The following is a 17959-nucleotide window of genomic DNA, read 5'->3' on the forward strand; positions in this document are numbered from 1 at the left end:
TCATCGGGCCAGGGCAGCCAGGATGCGGACCCATGAGCGTATCCCGTGGAAGAATGAATCAAGACCATACTGCTCGTTGGGAGAGTGTATCCGATCATCAGCCTGAGCAAATCCCACCATGAGTGCATCCATGCCCAAAGCTTCACGGATTTCCTCTGCTACCGGGATCGAGCCTCCACAACCAGTCATGACGGCCTGTTTGCCCCATTCCTTACCCAGAGCGTCCAATGTTGCCAGAAGAAAGGGATTGTCCTGATTCACGGCAAAACCGGATGAAGCTCCATGCCCCGTAAAGACAACCTCGACATCTTCCGGCAGGGCTGCACGGACATAAGCCCGGAAGGAGTCCCGAATCCTGAGTGGGTCCTGCCCCGGTACCAGACGGAATGATACCTTCGCCGAAGCCCGGGCCGGAATGACCGTCTTGAAGCCATCCGCCTGATACCCGCCAGCAAGGCCATTGACCTCAAAACTCGGACGGCACCATGTCTGCTCAATGGCACTGAAGCCCCGCTCACCAGCAGCATGGGACAGGCCGACATCTTCCAGCAGGGCTGCATCATCAGGATAGAGTGTCCGCCACTGCTGGCGGGTATGCTCATCCGGCACGGTCACACCATCATAAAAACCGGGCAGTGTGACCCGCCCCTGCTCATCACGCAGGCCACTGATGATCTGGCAGAGCAGAAAAGCCGGATTGGCCGCAGCATTGCCATACATGCCGGAATGAAGGTCCTGGCTGGCAGCGACGAGCTCGATTTCCTCGGCAACCGTGCCACGCAGAGAGGTCGTGATGGCCGGGGTCTCCCTGTCCGGCATGGCGGTATCACAGATCAGGGCAATATCAGCTTTCAGCTCTTCCTGATTCTCCCTGAGAAAGGGAAGCAGATTCTCACCACCGGATTCTTCTTCACCTTCCAGAAGAAAACTGACAGCCACGGGGAGATCCCCATGAACAGCTTTCCATGCCCGGCAGGCCTCGATGAAGGTCATCACCTGCCCTTTGTCATCGCTCGCTCCCCGGGCCACGAGGACCTTCCGGCCATCTCCGGTCTCCTTCAGGCAGGGTTCGAACGGATCCGTTAACCAGAGGGCTTCGGGGTCTGTCGGCTGAACATCGTAATGACCATAGAAGAGAACGTGGGTCTGCCCGTTCCGTACCTTCTCTGCATTGGCATCATCATGCCCGACAACCATTGGATGCCCCGGTTCTGCCCATGAAACATCCCGCAAAGACGCCGTAAAGCCAAGCCCCTGCAATTCGTCCGCCAACCAGCGTGCGGCTTTCCGGCAATCATCCCTGTGCTGCTTCTGTGTGGAAATGCTGGGAATCCGCAACAGTTCACAAAGCCGCTCCAGCGCCGTCTCTTTGGTGGCCTCCACATGCTGGAGGACTGCGGCCATACGTTCAGTCATTGTCAGCCTGTTCCTTCTGATTCTGGTCTTCTTCAGGCAATGTCACACCCAGATGAGTGGGAAGCGGCATGAAATCATCCTCCAGCCCGTCTTCCGACTCTTCATTTTTATCTTCGGCGGCAGGGGGGGCTCCAGCCGGTTTCAACACGATGCGCAGAGGGGCCGGTGCAAAGGAGCGATGTAGCGGTGCCCCTTCCTTCCCGGCAGGGGGGGCTACCGTAGCGGGCCCATTCAGTAATGCCCCGATGAACCGCCCAAAAGCTTCATGCAGGCGACCATGGCCGTGCCTCTCCCTGACCGTTTCATGCGCTTTGCGCCGTATCCGGTCCCAGAGAGCCGGATCTTCATACAGACGGATGATCTGCCGGGCGAAATGCTGCGGATCGTTGAAACCACCATCCAGAGCTTCTTCTTCATCCTTCCAGCCCAGACGTTCCATCTGAACCTTGTTCAGCACGGCCGGGATGCCCTGACCGGCGGCTTCCAGTATCTCGGTAGCCTGTGTGGCCGGGACCCGCGAAGGGTCCATGAGAATACGGCATCGCTGCATCATCCTGGGCAGCGTATCCATTTCGGCCAAGCCATCCAGTGGTGCCAGGCGCTCATAAAATCCCAGATCGACCAAAGGATGATGATACCCTCCGATCCCGATGGAAGGTGGCAGACTGAAATGACGTTGCAAGTGGGGCATCACGGCAAGGCAGAACCAGTCAAATCCGTCATGTCCGGAATCCCCTGCCCGGTAGATGGAAAGAGGGAACAAAATACCCTGCCGCCGTTCAAATTCGTCCTGTTTGCCCAGCTGCCGACACGAAACAGCATAAGGCAGAGCTGTGACATTGCCGTAGCCCAGCCTGTGCAGCAGTGCGGTTGTCTGCTCATCACCCGTCACGATGCCTTGGCAGAGCCATGCATAATCCAGTTCTTTTCTGGCTTCTCTCATGAGACGTGCCGGCTCATCCACAATGCCAACGAGACGTCGCAGATGCTCTTCCACAGCTCTGAGGGCCGTGCCGTCCTGATTGACAGTATCAAGAACGATCAGCTTGTCCTGAAGGGAAATGTCCCCTGTGGCAAGAACCGGCCCCAGACGGGACAGAACATGCGTTCCACCAATCCAGAGCAGTTTCATGTCGGTCAACCGGTCCCGCAGGAAGGATGAAAAATCATCCACACCCCGCCAGCATTCCACATCAGCTGGATAATCATGAGGAATGACGAGCCTGTCTTCTTCTTTCCGGTCCAGACCGACAACCAGCACCTGCCAGCCCAGCCAACGGAAAGCATCAATCTGCTGCATGACCCGCCGTGCTGAACCACCTTCAATCAGGCGTGGAAGATGGGGGAAAACCATCATGACAAGAGGGCGATAACTCTTGCCCATGCGGGCGTCCCCTCGTGCCACGGCATGTCTGGGCAGAAAAACGGGGAATAGATGCCGCAAGGCATCCTTTCCCATGGTCCGCCTCGCATAACTTTCCGGCGTGGCATTCAGCAGTCTGGCCTGTACGGTTGGCCAATAAGACAGGGTCCGCCCCGTGGCCCGCAACGCCATGGAAAAACAGGTAAAGAAAGGCTCCGCCCTGTGCCCTTCCAGGTAGTGCAGTGCCTGTTCCATCGCTGTGCGATGGCAGAACAGCAGCCCCCCCTGAATGGCTTCCACCATCTTCTGGAAACTGACAGACTGGGCCTGTCCTTTTTCTCCCTGACCATGGCACGTGATGCTGCCATCACGCCATACAGCGCTACCTGCTTCCAGTACGGTATTGATGCTTGTAAGAAGTTTGCCGCCCCCCTCACTTTCTTCAGCCATCATGGAAGCCATGGCAAAGGACAGGGCCATGGGCAACAGCTGCACGCCGGATTCCAGAAGCAGGATGCGCTCACCGGCAAGAAAAGGCAGACTCTCCCGCAACTGCTGCGCCAGGGGCTGGAGCTTGTCGCTGACAACGTGCCGCAACCCCTCTACTGCCTGATCCAGCCGTTGCCGGGAAAGGGGGTTGCCCGTACTGGCCACGACGACCTGCATGTCGGGAATACCCTGCGCATGCAGGGAAGCAAGCGTTGCAATATCGAGCAGATAATTGCCCTGTGAAAACAGAACGACACTCAGCTGGGGAGACGCCTGATTCACGAATCTCAAAGGCTTCCTGAACAGGGAGGGCAGACTGGCTTCGACCTTGCATAACGCCAGCCTGTTGGCAGCAGTAATGGAAATCCCGGGAATTTCGGCACCTGTCCGCCCTTCCTGCTGTAAAATCCAGAGCAGAAAGGGATTGTCCACGTGTGCCTTGTTGAGTGACTGGGGCATATCCAGCGTGGCCACAAACGCCCTGAAATCCAGATCAGCCGATGGATTGCGCAGCTCACTGATCCCTGCCCGGATGAAATGGGCATAACCATTGCGGAACATTCCGCTTTTCACGGCATCAGCTACGTCAGGATTCTGTGCCAGATAATAGGATTCATCAAAATAAGGGTTCGGATCATAAGCGCTGGGATTGTCACATCCCATGTAATGGTGAAGTGGCCCTGTAAATACGCCATCCTCTATCAGCTTGAGAACATCGGGATATTTTTCAAGATACCAGACAGGATCGAAGTACCAGGACGTTCTGACTGTTTTCATGTCAGGATGTTCGAGGGCCAGATATTGGCTGAAGGCCCCCTGGGAGGGATCAAACGGAATGTTTTTCCCCAGACATTCACGAATGAAGAGTTCGGCATCGAAAAGGAAATGAGGCGACCGGAAACCATAATCCCCGACACGGAGAAAATGGTCATAGGCATTGACATGCCCTGCCTCACGCATGGCCCGGAGACTGTAGTCCGAATTCACCTTGAAGTAGTATTCTGCCGAGAAAAGCCAGTGTCCAGAGCAGCTCTGGCAGCCTACATCCACATAATGCTGGAACCCGCTCTGAAAGATACCTTTCTCCTGCACGCCACGCCGGACATCAGGATAGGCATTCAGGTACCATTCTTCATCAAAATACCTGTTGGGTGAAGTTCCTTCCTGTCCCTCACCGCTCTGCCATCGCTCGGCAAGCTGTCCGTCCGTCCAGACCGTCCCCGCCTCTGCCAGCTGCCGGGCATAACGGCGACGGTACCAGGCGGCATCAAATTCACTCCAGACAGGAGCCCTTGCCCGATCATTCGCTACAGCCTCGAAAAAGGTCCCATCCGTGTCCATCTTGCTTCTACCAGCCTTTCCAGCATTGAGACGACGCCTGAGCGCCTAATACCAGAGTTTCCCCTTTTTAGGGAGGATAACTACACCTCCTTTCATCAAGATCATGTAAAGACAAAACAGATGGATGACAGAATGGGCGAGTTCTTCTAGAGTCCGCCAACAACATTCACCAGCATTCTTCATGACCCTCCTGGTCCATCTTGTTTACTGCCACAAGGCAGGGTAGGAGCAATCCGCATGATTCGCCTTCTGATCATCGTTCTTTTTCTGGCCGTTACGGCCATTTTCGCCATGAGCAATCTTGATGATGCCACCGTCTGGCTGGCCTCATTCGGCTTCTCCATCAAAATGGGAAAACTCATCACCCTGCTTGCCGTGCCGTCCCTCGTGCTGGGGCTGCTGCTTGGCCTGACAGGCGAACTGCGCCAGCGTCGCCGCGCCCGCAAGGCCGAATCACAGCTGCGTACATCCCAGAAACAGCTGATCGAGCTGCATCAGCGGCTCGACCAGCTCAAGGCGGGCAGTGTTGCTCCCACTTCTGATGCGATCCAGCCTTCTTCACAGAAATAAGACCATTTCCTCATGTCTATTCGTCGTACCCGCCTCATTGCCGCATTGGATACCGCCTCCCACGACCAGGCCCAGCACTGGGCAGCAGCGCTGGAAGGCAAGGTTGATGCCATCAAGCTTGGTCTGGAATTCACCTATGCCTGCGGGCTGGATGCCGTAAAAAGTCTGGCCGCCCGGCAGGAGCTTTTTCTGGATCTGAAGCTGCATGACATTCCCAACACGGTTGCCTCTGGCCTCCGGGCTCTGGCTCCCATCCAGCCGAGCCTGATGACCATTCACGCACTTGGTGGTGCCGAGATGATCAGCCGCTCCCGTGCAGTTCTGGAAGAGGCTTTCGATGACGGGCGGAAGCGCCCCAAGCTCCTTGCTGTGACTGTACTGACCAGCATGAATGAGGAAAGCCTTGCGGAGATAGGCATCAACACCACACCGCTAAAGGAAGTGGTACGGCTGGGCCGGATGGCTGTCCGGGCCGGAGCTGATGGTCTGGTCTGTTCAGCTCATGAAATTACGGCGATGCGTGATGCTCTGGGTGACGGACCAGAACTTGTCGTTCCGGGCATTCGCCCCGCAGGCAGCAGCACGGATGACCAGAAGCGCATCATGACACCAGCACAGGCAGCACGGGCTGGTGCCGACTGGATCGTGGTTGGCCGTCCCATCACCCGGGCGAATGATCCCGCCGCTGCCGCACAGGCCATTCAGGATGAATTGCAGGCTGCGACCTTGTGAAGGTTGATGTCAAAATCTGTGGTCTGACACGGGCAGAAGATATGGAAGCCTGTGCCGTATCGGGTGTGCGCTGGGTTGGTCTTGTGTTCCATTCCGCCTCCCCCCGTTTTGTCCGACCGGAACAGGCAGCCCGGCTGCATGAGGCCATAGCGTCTCCCTCTGCGGGGGGGCCTCTTCGTGTCGGGCTTTTTGTGCGGCCAACCCATGAGCAGATTGCTGCCGTTCTGGAGCGTATCCCTCTGGATATTCTGCAACTCTATACAGATGAAGCCACTGCTTTCACCCTGAAAGAGCAGACAGGTCGGCCCGTCTGGTTGGCCCGTGGCGTCGCCCAGCAGCACGATCTGCCTGTCTCGAAAGCCATGGATGGGTATGTCATCGAAGCACCTGCCCAGAAAGGAGATACCCGCCCCGGTGGGCTGGGGCGTGTGTTTGACTGGACGCTGACACGCCAGTGGCAGGCTCCTGCTCCGTGGCTTCTTGCCGGTGGACTGACCCCTGACAATGTGAGCGAGGCTGTACGGGTCAGCCGCGCCCAAGCCGTTGATGTCTCATCCGGAGTGGAAGAAGCTCCTGGGATCAAGTCTGCGCTTCTTATTGAAAAATTTGTGAAAAATTCTCAGAAAAAGGCTTGCACTCGCAAAGAATAATGGTATTGTCCCCCCATCGCTCGCGGAGAGATGGCCGAGCGGCTTAAGGCGCACGCTTGGAAAGCGTGTGTACGTTAATAGCGTACCGAGGGTTCGAATCCCTCTCTCTCCGCCACTTCCCCTTGAAAATCTGCTTTCCGTTCAGCGCTCCGAGTGCATGCCTGTAGACCCCACCGGAAGATCGTAATCCCCCGGTGAAGCCTTGTGTTGCTCAGGCCTTCGAAAAGATGCTCTCAGGTGCCAGGCGGGATTTCGGGCATGTCGCATTGGCATCTTTGTCAGAATGATAGCCAAGCGCAACAATGACCAGAGGTGTCAGCCCTTTTTCTTTCAGGCCGAATTCTTCTGAAATGACATCCGGCAGGAAGCCCTCAATTGGTGTTGCATCAACACCCAACAGCCCCGCGGAAAGCAGCAGAAAGCCCTGTGCCAGATAAACCTGTTTCTGGTTCCAGTGGGCGACATCGCCAGCATCCAGATGCTGCTGGACATACCCGGCACGGGCTGTACCAAAACCCTCACGGGCCGCAGCATCAGCGTAGCGTCCGTCCTGCTCTTCTTTGTCGAGCACTGTCTCAAGATAAGATTCCGGCAGCTCATTGCGGGCGCAGAGAACCACTACATGAGAGGCCTGCGTGATCTTGGGCCGATTATAAGACAGAGACCCGGAATCTGGTGTTGCCTTGGCCAGACGCTGCTTGCCTGCATCATCATCGGCAATGATGAAATGCCAAGGCTGGGCATTGACCGAAGACGGGCTGTACCGCAGGGCTGCCAGCAGCTGCTGCACTGTCTCCTCCGGGATACGGCGAGCCGCATCGTAGGCTTTGGTCGTGTACCGTGTTTTCAGAACGTGGAGAAGATCCATGACATCCATCCTTCAGTTATGTGGGAATATGTTCCATTTATATCAAACAATAAGGATTCAGCAAACGATTCCATCCTGTTCCCAGTATCAAGATGGGGGGGTGTGGGCATCAGGAGCAATGAAAAGAAAAACTTATGGGATAAACAGGATTTTTAAATATATATCGAAATGACAAGAAAAACCATGAAATACTCACCGTGCGATTTTGATAATCTTTCTTATAAAGTCTCTTTGATAATGATTATCAAGTACGAATACATCGTAATTTAATTTTTATATTGCAATCCTCAAAGTTGAAGACTATACCGACCTTCGTTGGAGATAATCCTACAGTTCATACTTCATGCGATGGAGAGAAAAATGGCCGCAAAAGACCCGAAAGTAATTGAATATCTCAATGCTCAGCTTGCCAATGAGCTGACAGCCATCAACCAGTACTTCCTTCATTCCCGCACCCTGAACCATTGGGGCGTCACCAAACTGGGCAAGAAGGAATATGAAGAGTCCATTGAAGAAATGCGTCATGCCGACTGGCTGATCGAGCGCATCCTCTTCCTGGGTGGACTGCCGAACCTGCAGCATCTGAACCCGCTGCACATTGGCGAGAATGTCAAAGAGATCCTGGAATGTGATCTGAAGGTCGAGGCTCTGGCTCTGGAGAAAATCCGCGAGGGCATCGCCTATTGCGAAAGCGTCCGTGACTTCGTGTCCCGCGACCTGCTCTTCCGCATCCTCGCTGACGAAGAAGCCCATGAAGACTTCATCGACACCCAGCTGGACCTCATCAAGCAGATCGGCCTGGAACGCTACATTACGCTGAACTCTGAAAGCGCCGACCAGAATAGCGGCCACTGATCACTGTCAGAAGCCAGACTGATGAAAGGAGCCTCTCTTAAAGGGAGGCTTCTTTTTTTTGTATCGGGTCATCACCATTGGCTATCTGTGCAGCCATCCCCTGCTCTATTGCCATAGTTGTCGGGCAGGGACAGGTTTTCCGCCTTGCTTCTTTCAGAAGGCAGGCGACTCCCTTTACACAGTTGCCGCATTTCACCTGACACTTACGGGCAGAGTAAACCTCGGAGACTTTCACAACTCCGGCCTGGATGGCCGCCTGCACGTCCCTGTCAGACAATCCGTTGCATGAGCATATAATCATCTGGAGCCCGCCTTCCATTCTGCTGTACCCCTGTGACGCTAATGATAATGACATTCTTTCGCAACTTAATTCTCTCCTTTCTTTCTCGAAGGCTTTTCAGAATGATAGCGAAATGGGTATGAAAAAATTCAGGTTTCACCGAAAACAGAAAGTGATTCATGACACGACCATGGAATATCTCTACCATTCGCCAGATATCCCGGGCGATAAGGGAGAACTGGTCGCTGAATATACAAAATTGAAAAAAAATCATCTTTATGATATCAGAAACATACTTCTGCGTCTGGACAGGCATACTGAATTCCTATTTCAGGGCTCTAATAAAACGCTTCCTGTACGGACGATAATTCAAGGGGCCTGAGCACTCTCGTAAGGCCAGTCAATCATCTATTGAGGAATGAAGCGCCACGGACTGGCTTTTTTCATCCCTCCCCAACCAATGGAGAGATTTCATGGCAGGCACGCCAGACAAGAAACCACACTTTGTTGAAAAAATAGGCATACCGGCCGCCCTGTTCTGGGCCTTTGTCGGACAGCTTCTCTTCATGGTCGGCGATGGTGTCGAGGCGGGATACCTGGATACGTTCATGCTGCACACCGGCCACCCCCAGAGTTTCGTCAACGAGCTTTTCACTTTTTACGGCATCACCGTGATGATTGCCGCCTGGTTTGCCGGGCCACTATCCGATCTCATGGGACCTAAAAAGGTCATGTGGAGCGGTCTGGTCCTATGGGCTGTCCTGGAGGTCTGCTTCCTTGTTTTTGGGCTTACCCCCAACAACAGTACATGGATATTGACGTTCTATGCTCTCCGCGGGTTTGCCTACCCGCTGTTCGCCTATGGTTTCCTGGTCTGGATTGCTGCAGCGACACCAACATCCATGCTTGGAGCGGCAGCCGGCTGGTTCTGGTTCTCTTTCTCTGCCGGCCTGCCTACTCTCGGCTCCCAGTTTGCCCGTTTTGCGATTCCTGCCATCGGTGAAATCAACACCTTCTGGTGCTCTCTGGGGCTGGTTGTTCTCGGCGGACTGATCGCCCTGCTTTTCACAAGGGAGCCAACCGGCAATCGCCGTCTTCTGCCTGCCGATGTTCCTGCCCGACAGATATTTCTGGGCTCCATCAGCATCATCTGGCGTGAGCCCAAAACTCTCATTGCCGGTATTGTCCGCACGGTTGATACATCATCGGAATATGCCTTTCTGGCCATCATGCCCGGCTTTTTTGTCGATCATCTGGGGTTCACGCTCGGGCAGTGGCTCAACCTGCTGTCACTCATCTTTTTGAGCAACATCATCGTCAATCTGATTTCAGGCATGGTGGCGGACAAAATGGGCTACCGCTTCGTCGTGGCTGTTTTTGGAGGTATCGGTGGCTTCATCACCATTCCTCTCTTCTATTATGTTCCCCTCTGGTATCCGGGCAATTTCGCAGCGGCTGCGGTTGTGGGCATACTTTATGGAGCCTCCATCGCTGCCTTCGTTCCTCTCTCCGGTCTTATGCCCCAGATCTGCCCACGGGAGAAAGCCGCTGCGCTGTCCATACTCGGGCTGGGCGCTGGAGCGTCGACATGGGTAGGGCCTGCCATTGTTTCCCTCTGCGAAATGATTTTCGGCGTCGGCATGGCCTACGTCATCTGGACATTTGCCATCATCTATCTGCTGACCGCCGGTCTGACCATGACACTGACCGTTTCATCAGAGGCTCGCCGTTTTACCGAAGAGCAGGAAAAGAAGCAGGGAACCCCCTGATCATCCCTTCCATGCCCGATCAGAACAAAGGCCATCCCCTGCGGGTGGCCTTTTTCTCTCCGTCCCTGTCATGCCTCATAACGGCTATGCTCTGACAGACGGCATGAAGTGAGGCTGAGCCCTTGCAGTTCAGGCTGTAGTGGCGCAATCTCCCAGTGTTGCTAAAACCTTATACATTAAGGAGATCATCATGGCCGTAACAAAGCTTGTTCTGGTTCGTCACGGGGAAAGCCAGTGGAACCAGGAAAACCGCTTCACTGGCTGGTATGACGTCGACCTGTCAGAGAAAGGGCGCAGCGAAGCCAAAGCTGCCGGCCAGTTGCTGCACAAGGAAGGCTATTCCTTCGATTACGCTTATACCTCCGTGTTGAAGCGTGCCATCCATACACTCTGGAACATTCTGGACGGTGTGGATCAGGCATGGCTGCCCGTTGAGAAGAACTGGCGTCTGAATGAACGTCATTATGGTGCTCTCCAGGGCCTCAACAAGGCTGAAACAGCCAAGAAATATGGCGATGAGCAGGTCAAGCAGTGGCGCCGTGGTTTTGCTGTCACGCCGCCTGCTCTGGAGCGTTCCGATGAGCGTTTCCCCGGTCATGATCCGCGTTATGCCCATCTGAGTGCTGATGAGCTGCCCGTCACGGAAAGCCTGGCCCTGACCATTGAGCGTGTGATTCCCTACTGGGAGAAGACCATCCTGCCGCGCATCAAGAAGGGCGAGAAGGTCATCATCGCTGCTCACGGCAATTCCCTTCGTGCTCTGGTGAAATATCTGGACAACATGACGGAAGATGAAATCCTGAACCTGAACATTCCTACAGGTGTGCCGCTGGTTTATGAGTTCGATGAGAACTTCAAGCCGGTCAAGCACTACTATCTGGGTGATGCCGAGGAAATTGCTGCCAAGGCAGCAGCTGTCGCCAACCAGGGGAAAGCCAAGTAATCCTCTCTGGCGTATGAAAAGAAGAAGGGCGCCTCTTCATCAGGCGCCCTTTTTTTATAGCGTATCTTTTCAGGAGCTGACGTGATGAAGAATGCTCCGATGGAGCTCGGCAGGTGTTACATCTACAGGCTCAGATGATACGCGACTTCCCTCTGGCCCATTGGGCCGCAGTATGACATAGGGTGTCCCCCTCTCCAGTCCTTCAACAGCAGGCAATGCTTCCAGCGCCGGACGATGGTCCCCAAAGAATACCAGCATGATGTCCCGCCCGCTCCCTTTGATCTCTGCAAGCAGTTCCCGCAACATGGCATCACCATTCTGCACGTGCTGATGCCACGCTTCTGCACCACTCGATTGCTCCAACCGCCCTTTCTTCCAGGGACCATGATTTTCGATTGTCACACAGTAGGCCAGAAAATGATCGTTTTTCTGGAGATATGTCAGCAGCCGTGCTGTTAGCGCAGCATCACCTACATACGGGCCAACCCTGTCCTGCTCGGAAAAACATTCCCGCCCGATGACGTCATTGAACCCCCATAAGGGCAGCAGACGATTCCGACCATAAAAACGCAGATCATAGGGATGCAGGAAAAGAGCCGTTTCATAAAAATGTTTCAGACGATTCGGCAGGGCATGGGACGGAGACTGATCCGCTGTCAGGAATGGATCAAACCGGCGATATGAGAGCATCTCCTCATCATCGCCACACAGAACCCCATATTCACTACGCATCGTATAGGCACCTAATCCGCTAGGCAGGAGCCTTCCCCATTGTACCGCTTCCTGCCGACATCGGACGAGCTCTGGCAGAGGCGACCACTCATTCTTCAGCTCCGCAGGATCGGCAAATGATTCACACTGGATGACGATGACAGACTCTGGTGCGGCAGCCGTCCGCAACAAGGCAGGCCTGACGGGTAGCGGTGCCAGCTCATGGCAGCGCCAGGCATAAAGCAGCAGTGTTGGCAGCAGCCCTCCCTCACGCACATCCCGCCACACGTCCGGCCCTGTTTCATCGGAACGACTTCCCCTTGCCAAGAGCCACCAGAGGCATAGTCCCACGGCGACTGCCTCGATACAGCCCATCAGCCGTAACCCGACAGACAGTGATGAAGCCCATGCAAGCAGGTAGAGCATCCCTGCACCACCAGCTACGACAACACACCGCACAGCAGGCGGAATGCCCTGAAGATAAAAACGTGGATGCTTCATGAACGCATCGATCAGGGCAAAGTCCGTGAAAACCAAAGGTTCATTCAACAGGCGCAGCTTCAGGTTGGATGCCGTTACCAGAAGCCCCATCAGGATGGCACTCAGCAGCAGGGAAAGCCAGATGACACCTGTCAGGCAAAGAAAAATACCGGTTGCCATCATGACTGGAAAACAGCGTAAAAGGACCAGGGAGGGCTTTCTTACAATACGGACAGGGTGAACAAAAAGGTCGATACCTTCTCCAATGACAAGGCTCCCTACAATCATCAAACATAATTCTGTAATGTAATATGACATTGAAGATACTGGAACTCCGAAAGAAATGACAGAATAAACGGATTCATGAAGTTTTCCCTGGACATTTCAGGGATGGATTGATCAATGAAATGGAAATTTTGCCAATAAACTCCACTTATCGGTCGAATTATTATTCAATCGTGGAAATTAAATTATATTCACCACCCCTCTCTTCCCAAAAAAAAGACTTCCTGATAACAAGCTAGTGTTTCTACCACCTGTCCGGTATGGAAAAGGCCCCATTTCACCATGTCATGCCATGTCCCTGCGTCTGGAGCCAGAGCCATCAGGCCTGTCGTAGCCTGCCATGGAATAGCATGGTGGAAACAGCGCCGCATTCGTTCTTTTCTTGAAGGAAGAGACCCCATCCGGTTTTTCTGGTCGCCCCGTCGGGCTCTGGCCTATGCCCGGAAAAAGAATGCTGGACTGGCTGTTTGGGCAAACCGCATCACACCAGCCCTGCAGGCACAGGCTTATGCCATGCGGGTGCCCCTCTTCTTCGTGGAAGATGGCTTCATCCGGTCCATGGGGCTGGGAAGCGGGTTTCTGCCTCCATGCTCCATTATCCTGGACAGGCAGGGCGCTTATGTTGATCCCTCCCACCCCAGTGATCTGGAGGACATGCTGAGGGATACCGAGGTTGCACCAGCCCTCCGTAGAAGAGCCGATACTCTCATGGAGCGCCTCAAAACGCTTCATGTTTCCAAATATGCCGCTACGCCTGATTCATCTCCCGCCAAAATGGAGCATCCTGAGGGCGTGCCGGTCATTCTGGTTCCGGGGCAGGTTGCTGGAGATCTGTCTGTCGTAAGAGGTGGAGGCAAGATTACGGATAATCTCGCCCTGCTGCGTGAGGTTCGCCGCAGGAATCCTGGAGCATGGATCATCTATCGGCCCCACCCTGATGTGGAGGCTGGCCATCGTTCCGGTCATCTTTCCGAAGCAATCATTCTTGCCTACGCCAACAGCATTGACCGCAGTGGCAGCATGAGCCAGCTCCTTACACATGTTGACGAGGTACACACCCTCACATCCCTGACAGGTTTTGAGGCGCTGATACGTGGCAAAAAGGTTACAACATACGGTGCCCCCTTTTACGCTGGCTGGGGACTGACGACACATCTGGGACCATCTCTTCCCCGCCGGGGGCGTCAACTGGATGTAACAGACCTTGCTGCAATCGCCCTTATTCTGTATCCGCTCTATATCAATCCAGAGACAGAACAGCGATGTGACGTGGAGGAGCTGATTGACTGTTTTGGCAAGACTGAGCTCTGGAAGCCAACATACGCCATGAAATTACGGCAGAGGCAGGGCCAGCTACGCCGTTGTTTCACACATTTCATTTCATCATGCCGGGCCCCTCATGCTTGACAATACCCAGACAACATATTCTGGCCACCCTCCCGAAGAGACGGAACACGCCGAATATCCATCCAATTTTTTTGAAGATCCGAGCCTGACAGAGACCAGCACGCTTGTGCCCATGTCGCTCCAGATCCCCCCAAAAACAAAACGCAATTTCCTGCTGCTCCAGGGGCTCATGGGGCCTTTTTTCCAATCCGTTGGCCGTGCCCTGAAAAAACGGGGGCATAATGTGTGGAAGATCAACTTCAATGGAGGGGATGAGCTTTTCTGGCGTCTGGGAGGTGGTATTGCCTTCCGCAGCAATTATGGGACATGGCCCGCCTTTCTGGGGCATATCCTGCAAAAACATCACATCACGGACGTGCTGCTGTTTGGTGACTGCCGGGAACTCCATCGGCAGGCCATCCTCATCTGCCGTGAAATGAATATTGCCGTCCATGTTTTTGAGGAAGGCTATATCCGGCCAGACTGGGTCACCCTGGAACTTGGTGGCGTTAACGGTAATTCCACGCTACCCAAAGACCCTGACTGGTACTATCAGCGTGCCAGCCAGCTGCCTCCTGCCGCCCCACATGAGCCTGTCCCCTCTTCTTTCCCACGTCGTGCACTGGAAGGCGTGGCCTATAATGCGGCCACCATTCTTCTGAAGTGGCGTTTCCCGCATTGGACAGATTATCGTCCCTGGCCGCCCCTGGTGGAAGGCGTTGGGTGGTTGCGACGCCTCTGTCGCCGTAAAAAGGCTCAAAAACGCAGTCACGAACTGACTGATTGGCTGGTTGAAGGGCCCAAGCCTTACATGCTGCTCCCTCTGCAACTGGATGCCGATGCCCAGCTACGCCTGCATTCTTCCTATTCAGGCGTGGCGGAAGTCATCACCGAAGTTCTTGTATCCTTTGCCAAAAATGCCCCACTGGAGATGCGTCTTGTCATCAAAGAGCATCCGCTCGACAATGGTGTGCAGGACTGGAAGAAACTTGTCCAGCGACTTGCTGCTGCGCATGGTGTCAGCAATCGTGTGGATTACATGGAGCTTGGAGATATAGCCAGGCTTGTGCGTCATGCCCGTGGGGTCGTAACCGTTAACAGCACGACTGGTACCCTGGCTCTGGCTCATAATGTCCCTGTCATTACCTTGGGTCACGCCATTTACGACATGCCGGGACTGACTGCGCAATCGACATTGAAAACTTTCTGGCAGGCACCCCAGCGACCTGACCCACTCATCTTTGCGGCTTTTCGTCGTGTACTGATAGATCAATGCCTAATCCCTGGAGGTTTCTTCTCTGAAGAAGGGCTTGAAAAATTAGTTCACCATACCGTAATACGCCTCGAACAATATCAGCCGGCCTCCCTTTGAAACGCATGACATCATCTCAGCTACAGCCTGTTTTTATACTAGATATATCTCGTCTACTTTCCCGTGCTGATTGTTTGGCGCCCACAGGTATTGACCGGGTAGAGCTTGCATATGCACAATATCTTCTCGAGTACCATGAAAAACAACTATATTTTGCCTCATATTCTCTACTGGGGCGGATAAATATTTTACCAAAAAAAATAAGCAAAAAATTTATAATTTCTCTAATCAATGGGTGGAGCTCAGGAAACAAGAAACACATGGCACATGCCTATAAAATGGCTCTGTGCCTTAAATTCTGTTTCTCTTTTATCCCATCTTCAACGAAGATTTTTTATCCATCAATTTATTTGCTCCTGTCGCACCATCACCTAACGCATAAAAACGCAATTCAGCGTTTTCTTGTTCGTACTAAATCATATTTCGTTCCAATGGTGCATGACCTCATACCGCTCGAATATCCTGAATATTCGCGGCAGCGTGAGTTATCTCGTCATAGGGCTCGTATTAAAACTGTTATTGCATTAGCTAAAGCTGTCGTAGTCCCAACAGAAACGGTAGCTACGTCCTTAAAAAGTTTTTCCACGAAAAATGGACAAGACAATACCCCTATCTGGGCCGTACCTCATGGAATAAATATCAGAAATTCTTTCAAGGAAACTTTATCTGACATTTATAATAGACCTTATTTTATATATCTTAGTACAATAGAACCACGAAAGAACCATCTTATGCTGCTCCATCTATGGAGAGCCATGGTCCAAAAGCATGGGGAAGCAGAAGTACCTTATCTTGTCCTTGTTGGGAAACGTGGCTGGGAAAATGAGAATATTTTAGATCTCTTGGACCGTTCACCTGCTTTACAAAATTCCGTCAAGGAAAAAAATAATCTTTCGGATGAAGAAGTTACAGCTCTTTTGAAAAGAGCCAATGGCCTTCTTTTCCCCAGCTTTACAGAAGGATATGGTCTGCCTCTAGTTGAAGCTATGTACTTGCAGGTTCCAAGTATTTGTGCTGACATCCCGGCTCTACGAGAAGTTGGTGGAGACATCCCGTATTATATTGATCCACTTGATACCCCAAATTGGGAAATTATGATCGATGATTTCAGAAAACATGGTCCACTATGGCAAAATCAGATGGAAAAGTTAAAAACGTATGAGCCCTTATCATGGGATGGGAGCATCGCTCAAACTGTAGAAAACTGTATTTCCTTGATAGAAAGAAACAGTATTTAATTTATGAAAAATAGGAACCTAGTTTCATTGCCATCGTCCAACCCGAAAATATGGCTAGATGGAAGAAATATTAGTCGCCATAATGGCACAGGTATTTATTATTATGCCCTTAACCATCAGAAAATTCTAACAGAAAATGGATTCAATGTTAAATGGCTTCTCGAGAATACACAAGATACTCCTCTAAGAAGTGGTATATACCGCTTTGTAAGAGCATTGGCCTCATTAGCTCCTCATATTCATGAAGAGAGCTTTCAATCACCATGGGGAACAGCTCATCTAGCCAGCGATCTTTACCGTGTTGCACATGTGCATTTTCGTTACCATAAAAAAATATTCATATTAAAATCGTCTATCGCCCCAGATATAATGCACTGGACGTATCCTCTTCCAGTTCTTATCGAGGGGTGTAAAAATATAGTAACTATTCATGATATTATCCCTCTAACACATCCACACCTAACAAATATCAACGCTCATAATTTTCATTCTCTTCTTCAGAATCTCATCGACCACGATGTACATTTCATAACCGTATCCGAAACAGTTCGCCAACAGATAATCAATACTTTTACTATAGAGGAAGATAGGATAACAACTTTATATCAACCTGTAGATTTTAATCGAGAAACACTGCAAGACATAAAAAAAGCCCCTCAAATAGCGCCACCAAATTCTTTTATATTTTATGGTCGGATGGAACACCGTAAAAATATAGAACGACTTTTGGAAGCTCATGCACGTACCAAAACTAAAACTCCTCTTGTACTTATTGGCCCCAAAGGGGATGACCAGCCGAATTGTTCTTCACCCTCTCCAGACAGTAGAGTCATCCATCTGCCTTGGAGCCAACGTTCTTCCCTTTTACGCACCTTGGCAGAAGCGAAGGCCTTGCTTTTCCCAAGTTTAGCTGAGGGTTTTGGAGTTCCTATTATAGAAGCCATGGCCTTAGGGATACCCGTGCTTACCAGCCAAGGAGGTGCTACGGAAGAAATAGCCGGCGGGGCAGCTTTATTATGCAATCCGCTCAGTATTGATTCAATTGCTGAAAAAATCACCCAACTTGACAAGGCAAGCCCCTCAGAAATCTACGAGATCCGTACACAGGGCTACCAGGTCAGTAACTCATTTAATTCGCCCTCTTATCAAAAACGCTACATCAAATTCATAGAGGAGATTACAACGTCAAATTGAGCGAAATAATCTCCCAC

Annotated in this window: 15 protein-coding genes and 1 tRNA gene; 11 read left to right on the forward strand and 5 right to left on the reverse strand. The window is 52.4% G+C overall.

Features of this window, described 5'->3' with window-relative positions; all coding sequences use genetic code 11:
• The gene (locus CO583_RS01555) at positions 1-1416 is read right to left on the reverse strand and encodes a M20/M25/M40 family metallo-hydrolase (RefSeq protein WP_248630468.1); all 1416 of its coding nucleotides are present in this window, start codon (positions 1414-1416) and stop codon (positions 1-3) included.
• A complete protein-coding gene (locus tag CO583_RS01560) occupies positions 1409-4609 on the reverse strand; it encodes a glycosyltransferase (RefSeq protein ID WP_248630467.1) in 3201 nt (1066 codons plus the stop codon). Before CO583_RS01560 ends, CO583_RS01555 begins: the two co-directional genes overlap by 8 nt.
• A 237-nt stretch (positions 4610-4846) precedes the next feature.
• On the opposite strand from CO583_RS01560, the gene CO583_RS01565 reads away from it, so the two are divergent.
• From CO583_RS01565 to CO583_RS01580, 4 genes are all read left to right on the forward strand, one after another.
• Positions 4847-5179, forward strand: coding sequence for a LapA family protein (locus CO583_RS01565; protein ID WP_249102978.1), 333 nt, complete (start codon positions 4847-4849; stop codon positions 5177-5179).
• Positions 5180-5191: 12 nt separating this feature from the next.
• On the forward strand, positions 5192-5911 hold the full coding sequence (pyrF, locus tag CO583_RS01570) for an orotidine-5'-phosphate decarboxylase (protein WP_248630466.1): 720 nt from the start codon (positions 5192-5194) through the stop codon (positions 5909-5911).
• Positions 5908-6561: a phosphoribosylanthranilate isomerase gene (locus CO583_RS01575; RefSeq protein WP_081563136.1), complete on the forward strand. Its 654-nt coding sequence runs from the start codon at positions 5908-5910 to the stop codon at positions 6559-6561. Before pyrF ends, CO583_RS01575 begins: the two co-directional genes overlap by 4 nt.
• A gap of 24 nt (positions 6562-6585) precedes the next feature.
• Positions 6586-6676, forward strand: a tRNA-Ser gene (locus CO583_RS01580).
• 96 nt (positions 6677-6772) lie between these two features.
• Here CO583_RS01580 and nfsB read toward each other — a convergent pair.
• Positions 6773-7429, reverse strand: a complete 657-nt coding sequence (nfsB, locus tag CO583_RS01585; protein WP_081563470.1) for an oxygen-insensitive NAD(P)H nitroreductase — start codon at positions 7427-7429, stop codon at positions 6773-6775.
• 360 nt (positions 7430-7789) lie between these two features.
• On the opposite strand from nfsB, the gene bfr reads away from it, so the two are divergent.
• Complete coding sequence (bfr, locus tag CO583_RS01590; RefSeq protein WP_081563135.1) at positions 7790-8284, forward strand: bacterioferritin; 495 nt, start codon at positions 7790-7792, stop codon at positions 8282-8284.
• 37 nt (positions 8285-8321) lie between these two features.
• On the opposite strand, the gene CO583_RS09245 is transcribed toward bfr, so the two are convergent.
• Positions 8322-8639, reverse strand: coding sequence for a bacterioferritin-associated ferredoxin (locus tag CO583_RS09245; protein WP_408902076.1), 318 nt, complete (start codon positions 8637-8639; stop codon positions 8322-8324).
• Between the two features lie 398 nt (positions 8640-9037).
• Here CO583_RS09245 and CO583_RS01595 point away from each other — a divergent pair, with 398 nt between their 5' ends.
• Together CO583_RS01595 and gpmA are read left to right on the forward strand one after the other, a co-directional pair.
• On the forward strand, positions 9038-10333 hold the full coding sequence (locus CO583_RS01595) for an MFS transporter (RefSeq protein ID WP_081563132.1): 1296 nt from the start codon (positions 9038-9040) through the stop codon (positions 10331-10333).
• A gap of 190 nt (positions 10334-10523) precedes the next feature.
• Complete coding sequence (gene gpmA, locus CO583_RS01600) at positions 10524-11276, forward strand: 2,3-diphosphoglycerate-dependent phosphoglycerate mutase (RefSeq protein ID WP_081563131.1); 753 nt, start codon at positions 10524-10526, stop codon at positions 11274-11276.
• Positions 11277-11345: 69 nt separating this feature from the next.
• Here gpmA and CO583_RS01605 read toward each other — a convergent pair whose 3' ends face one another.
• Entirely contained in the window at positions 11346-12650 is a 1305-nt protein-coding gene (locus CO583_RS01605) for an LTA synthase family protein (protein WP_248630465.1), read from the reverse strand.
• Between the two features lie 384 nt (positions 12651-13034).
• Between CO583_RS01605 and CO583_RS01610 the strand changes: the two genes are divergently transcribed.
• The 4 genes from CO583_RS01610 (at position 13035) to CO583_RS01625 (ending at position 17942) form a co-directional block, all read left to right on the forward strand.
• Positions 13035-14159 (forward strand): hypothetical protein, encoded by a 1125-nt coding sequence (locus CO583_RS01610; protein ID WP_248630464.1) that lies wholly within the window; start codon positions 13035-13037, stop codon positions 14157-14159.
• Complete coding sequence (locus tag CO583_RS01615) at positions 14152-15510, forward strand: capsule biosynthesis protein (RefSeq protein WP_408902053.1); 1359 nt, start codon at positions 14152-14154, stop codon at positions 15508-15510. Before CO583_RS01610 ends, CO583_RS01615 begins: the two co-directional genes overlap by 8 nt.
• Before the next feature lie 260 nt (positions 15511-15770).
• Complete coding sequence (locus CO583_RS01620) at positions 15771-16748, forward strand: glycosyltransferase family 1 protein (RefSeq protein WP_248630463.1); 978 nt, start codon at positions 15771-15773, stop codon at positions 16746-16748.
• Positions 16749-16751: 3 nt separating this feature from the next.
• Positions 16752-17942 (forward strand): glycosyltransferase family 1 protein, encoded by a 1191-nt coding sequence (locus CO583_RS01625; RefSeq protein WP_248630462.1) that lies wholly within the window; start codon positions 16752-16754, stop codon positions 17940-17942.
• Positions 17943-17959 lie beyond the last annotated feature (17 nt).

It is taken from the genome of Parasaccharibacter sp. TMW2.1882, from assembly GCF_023337635.1.
Classification (GTDB): Bacteria; Pseudomonadota; Alphaproteobacteria; order Acetobacterales; family Acetobacteraceae; genus Bombella; species Bombella apis.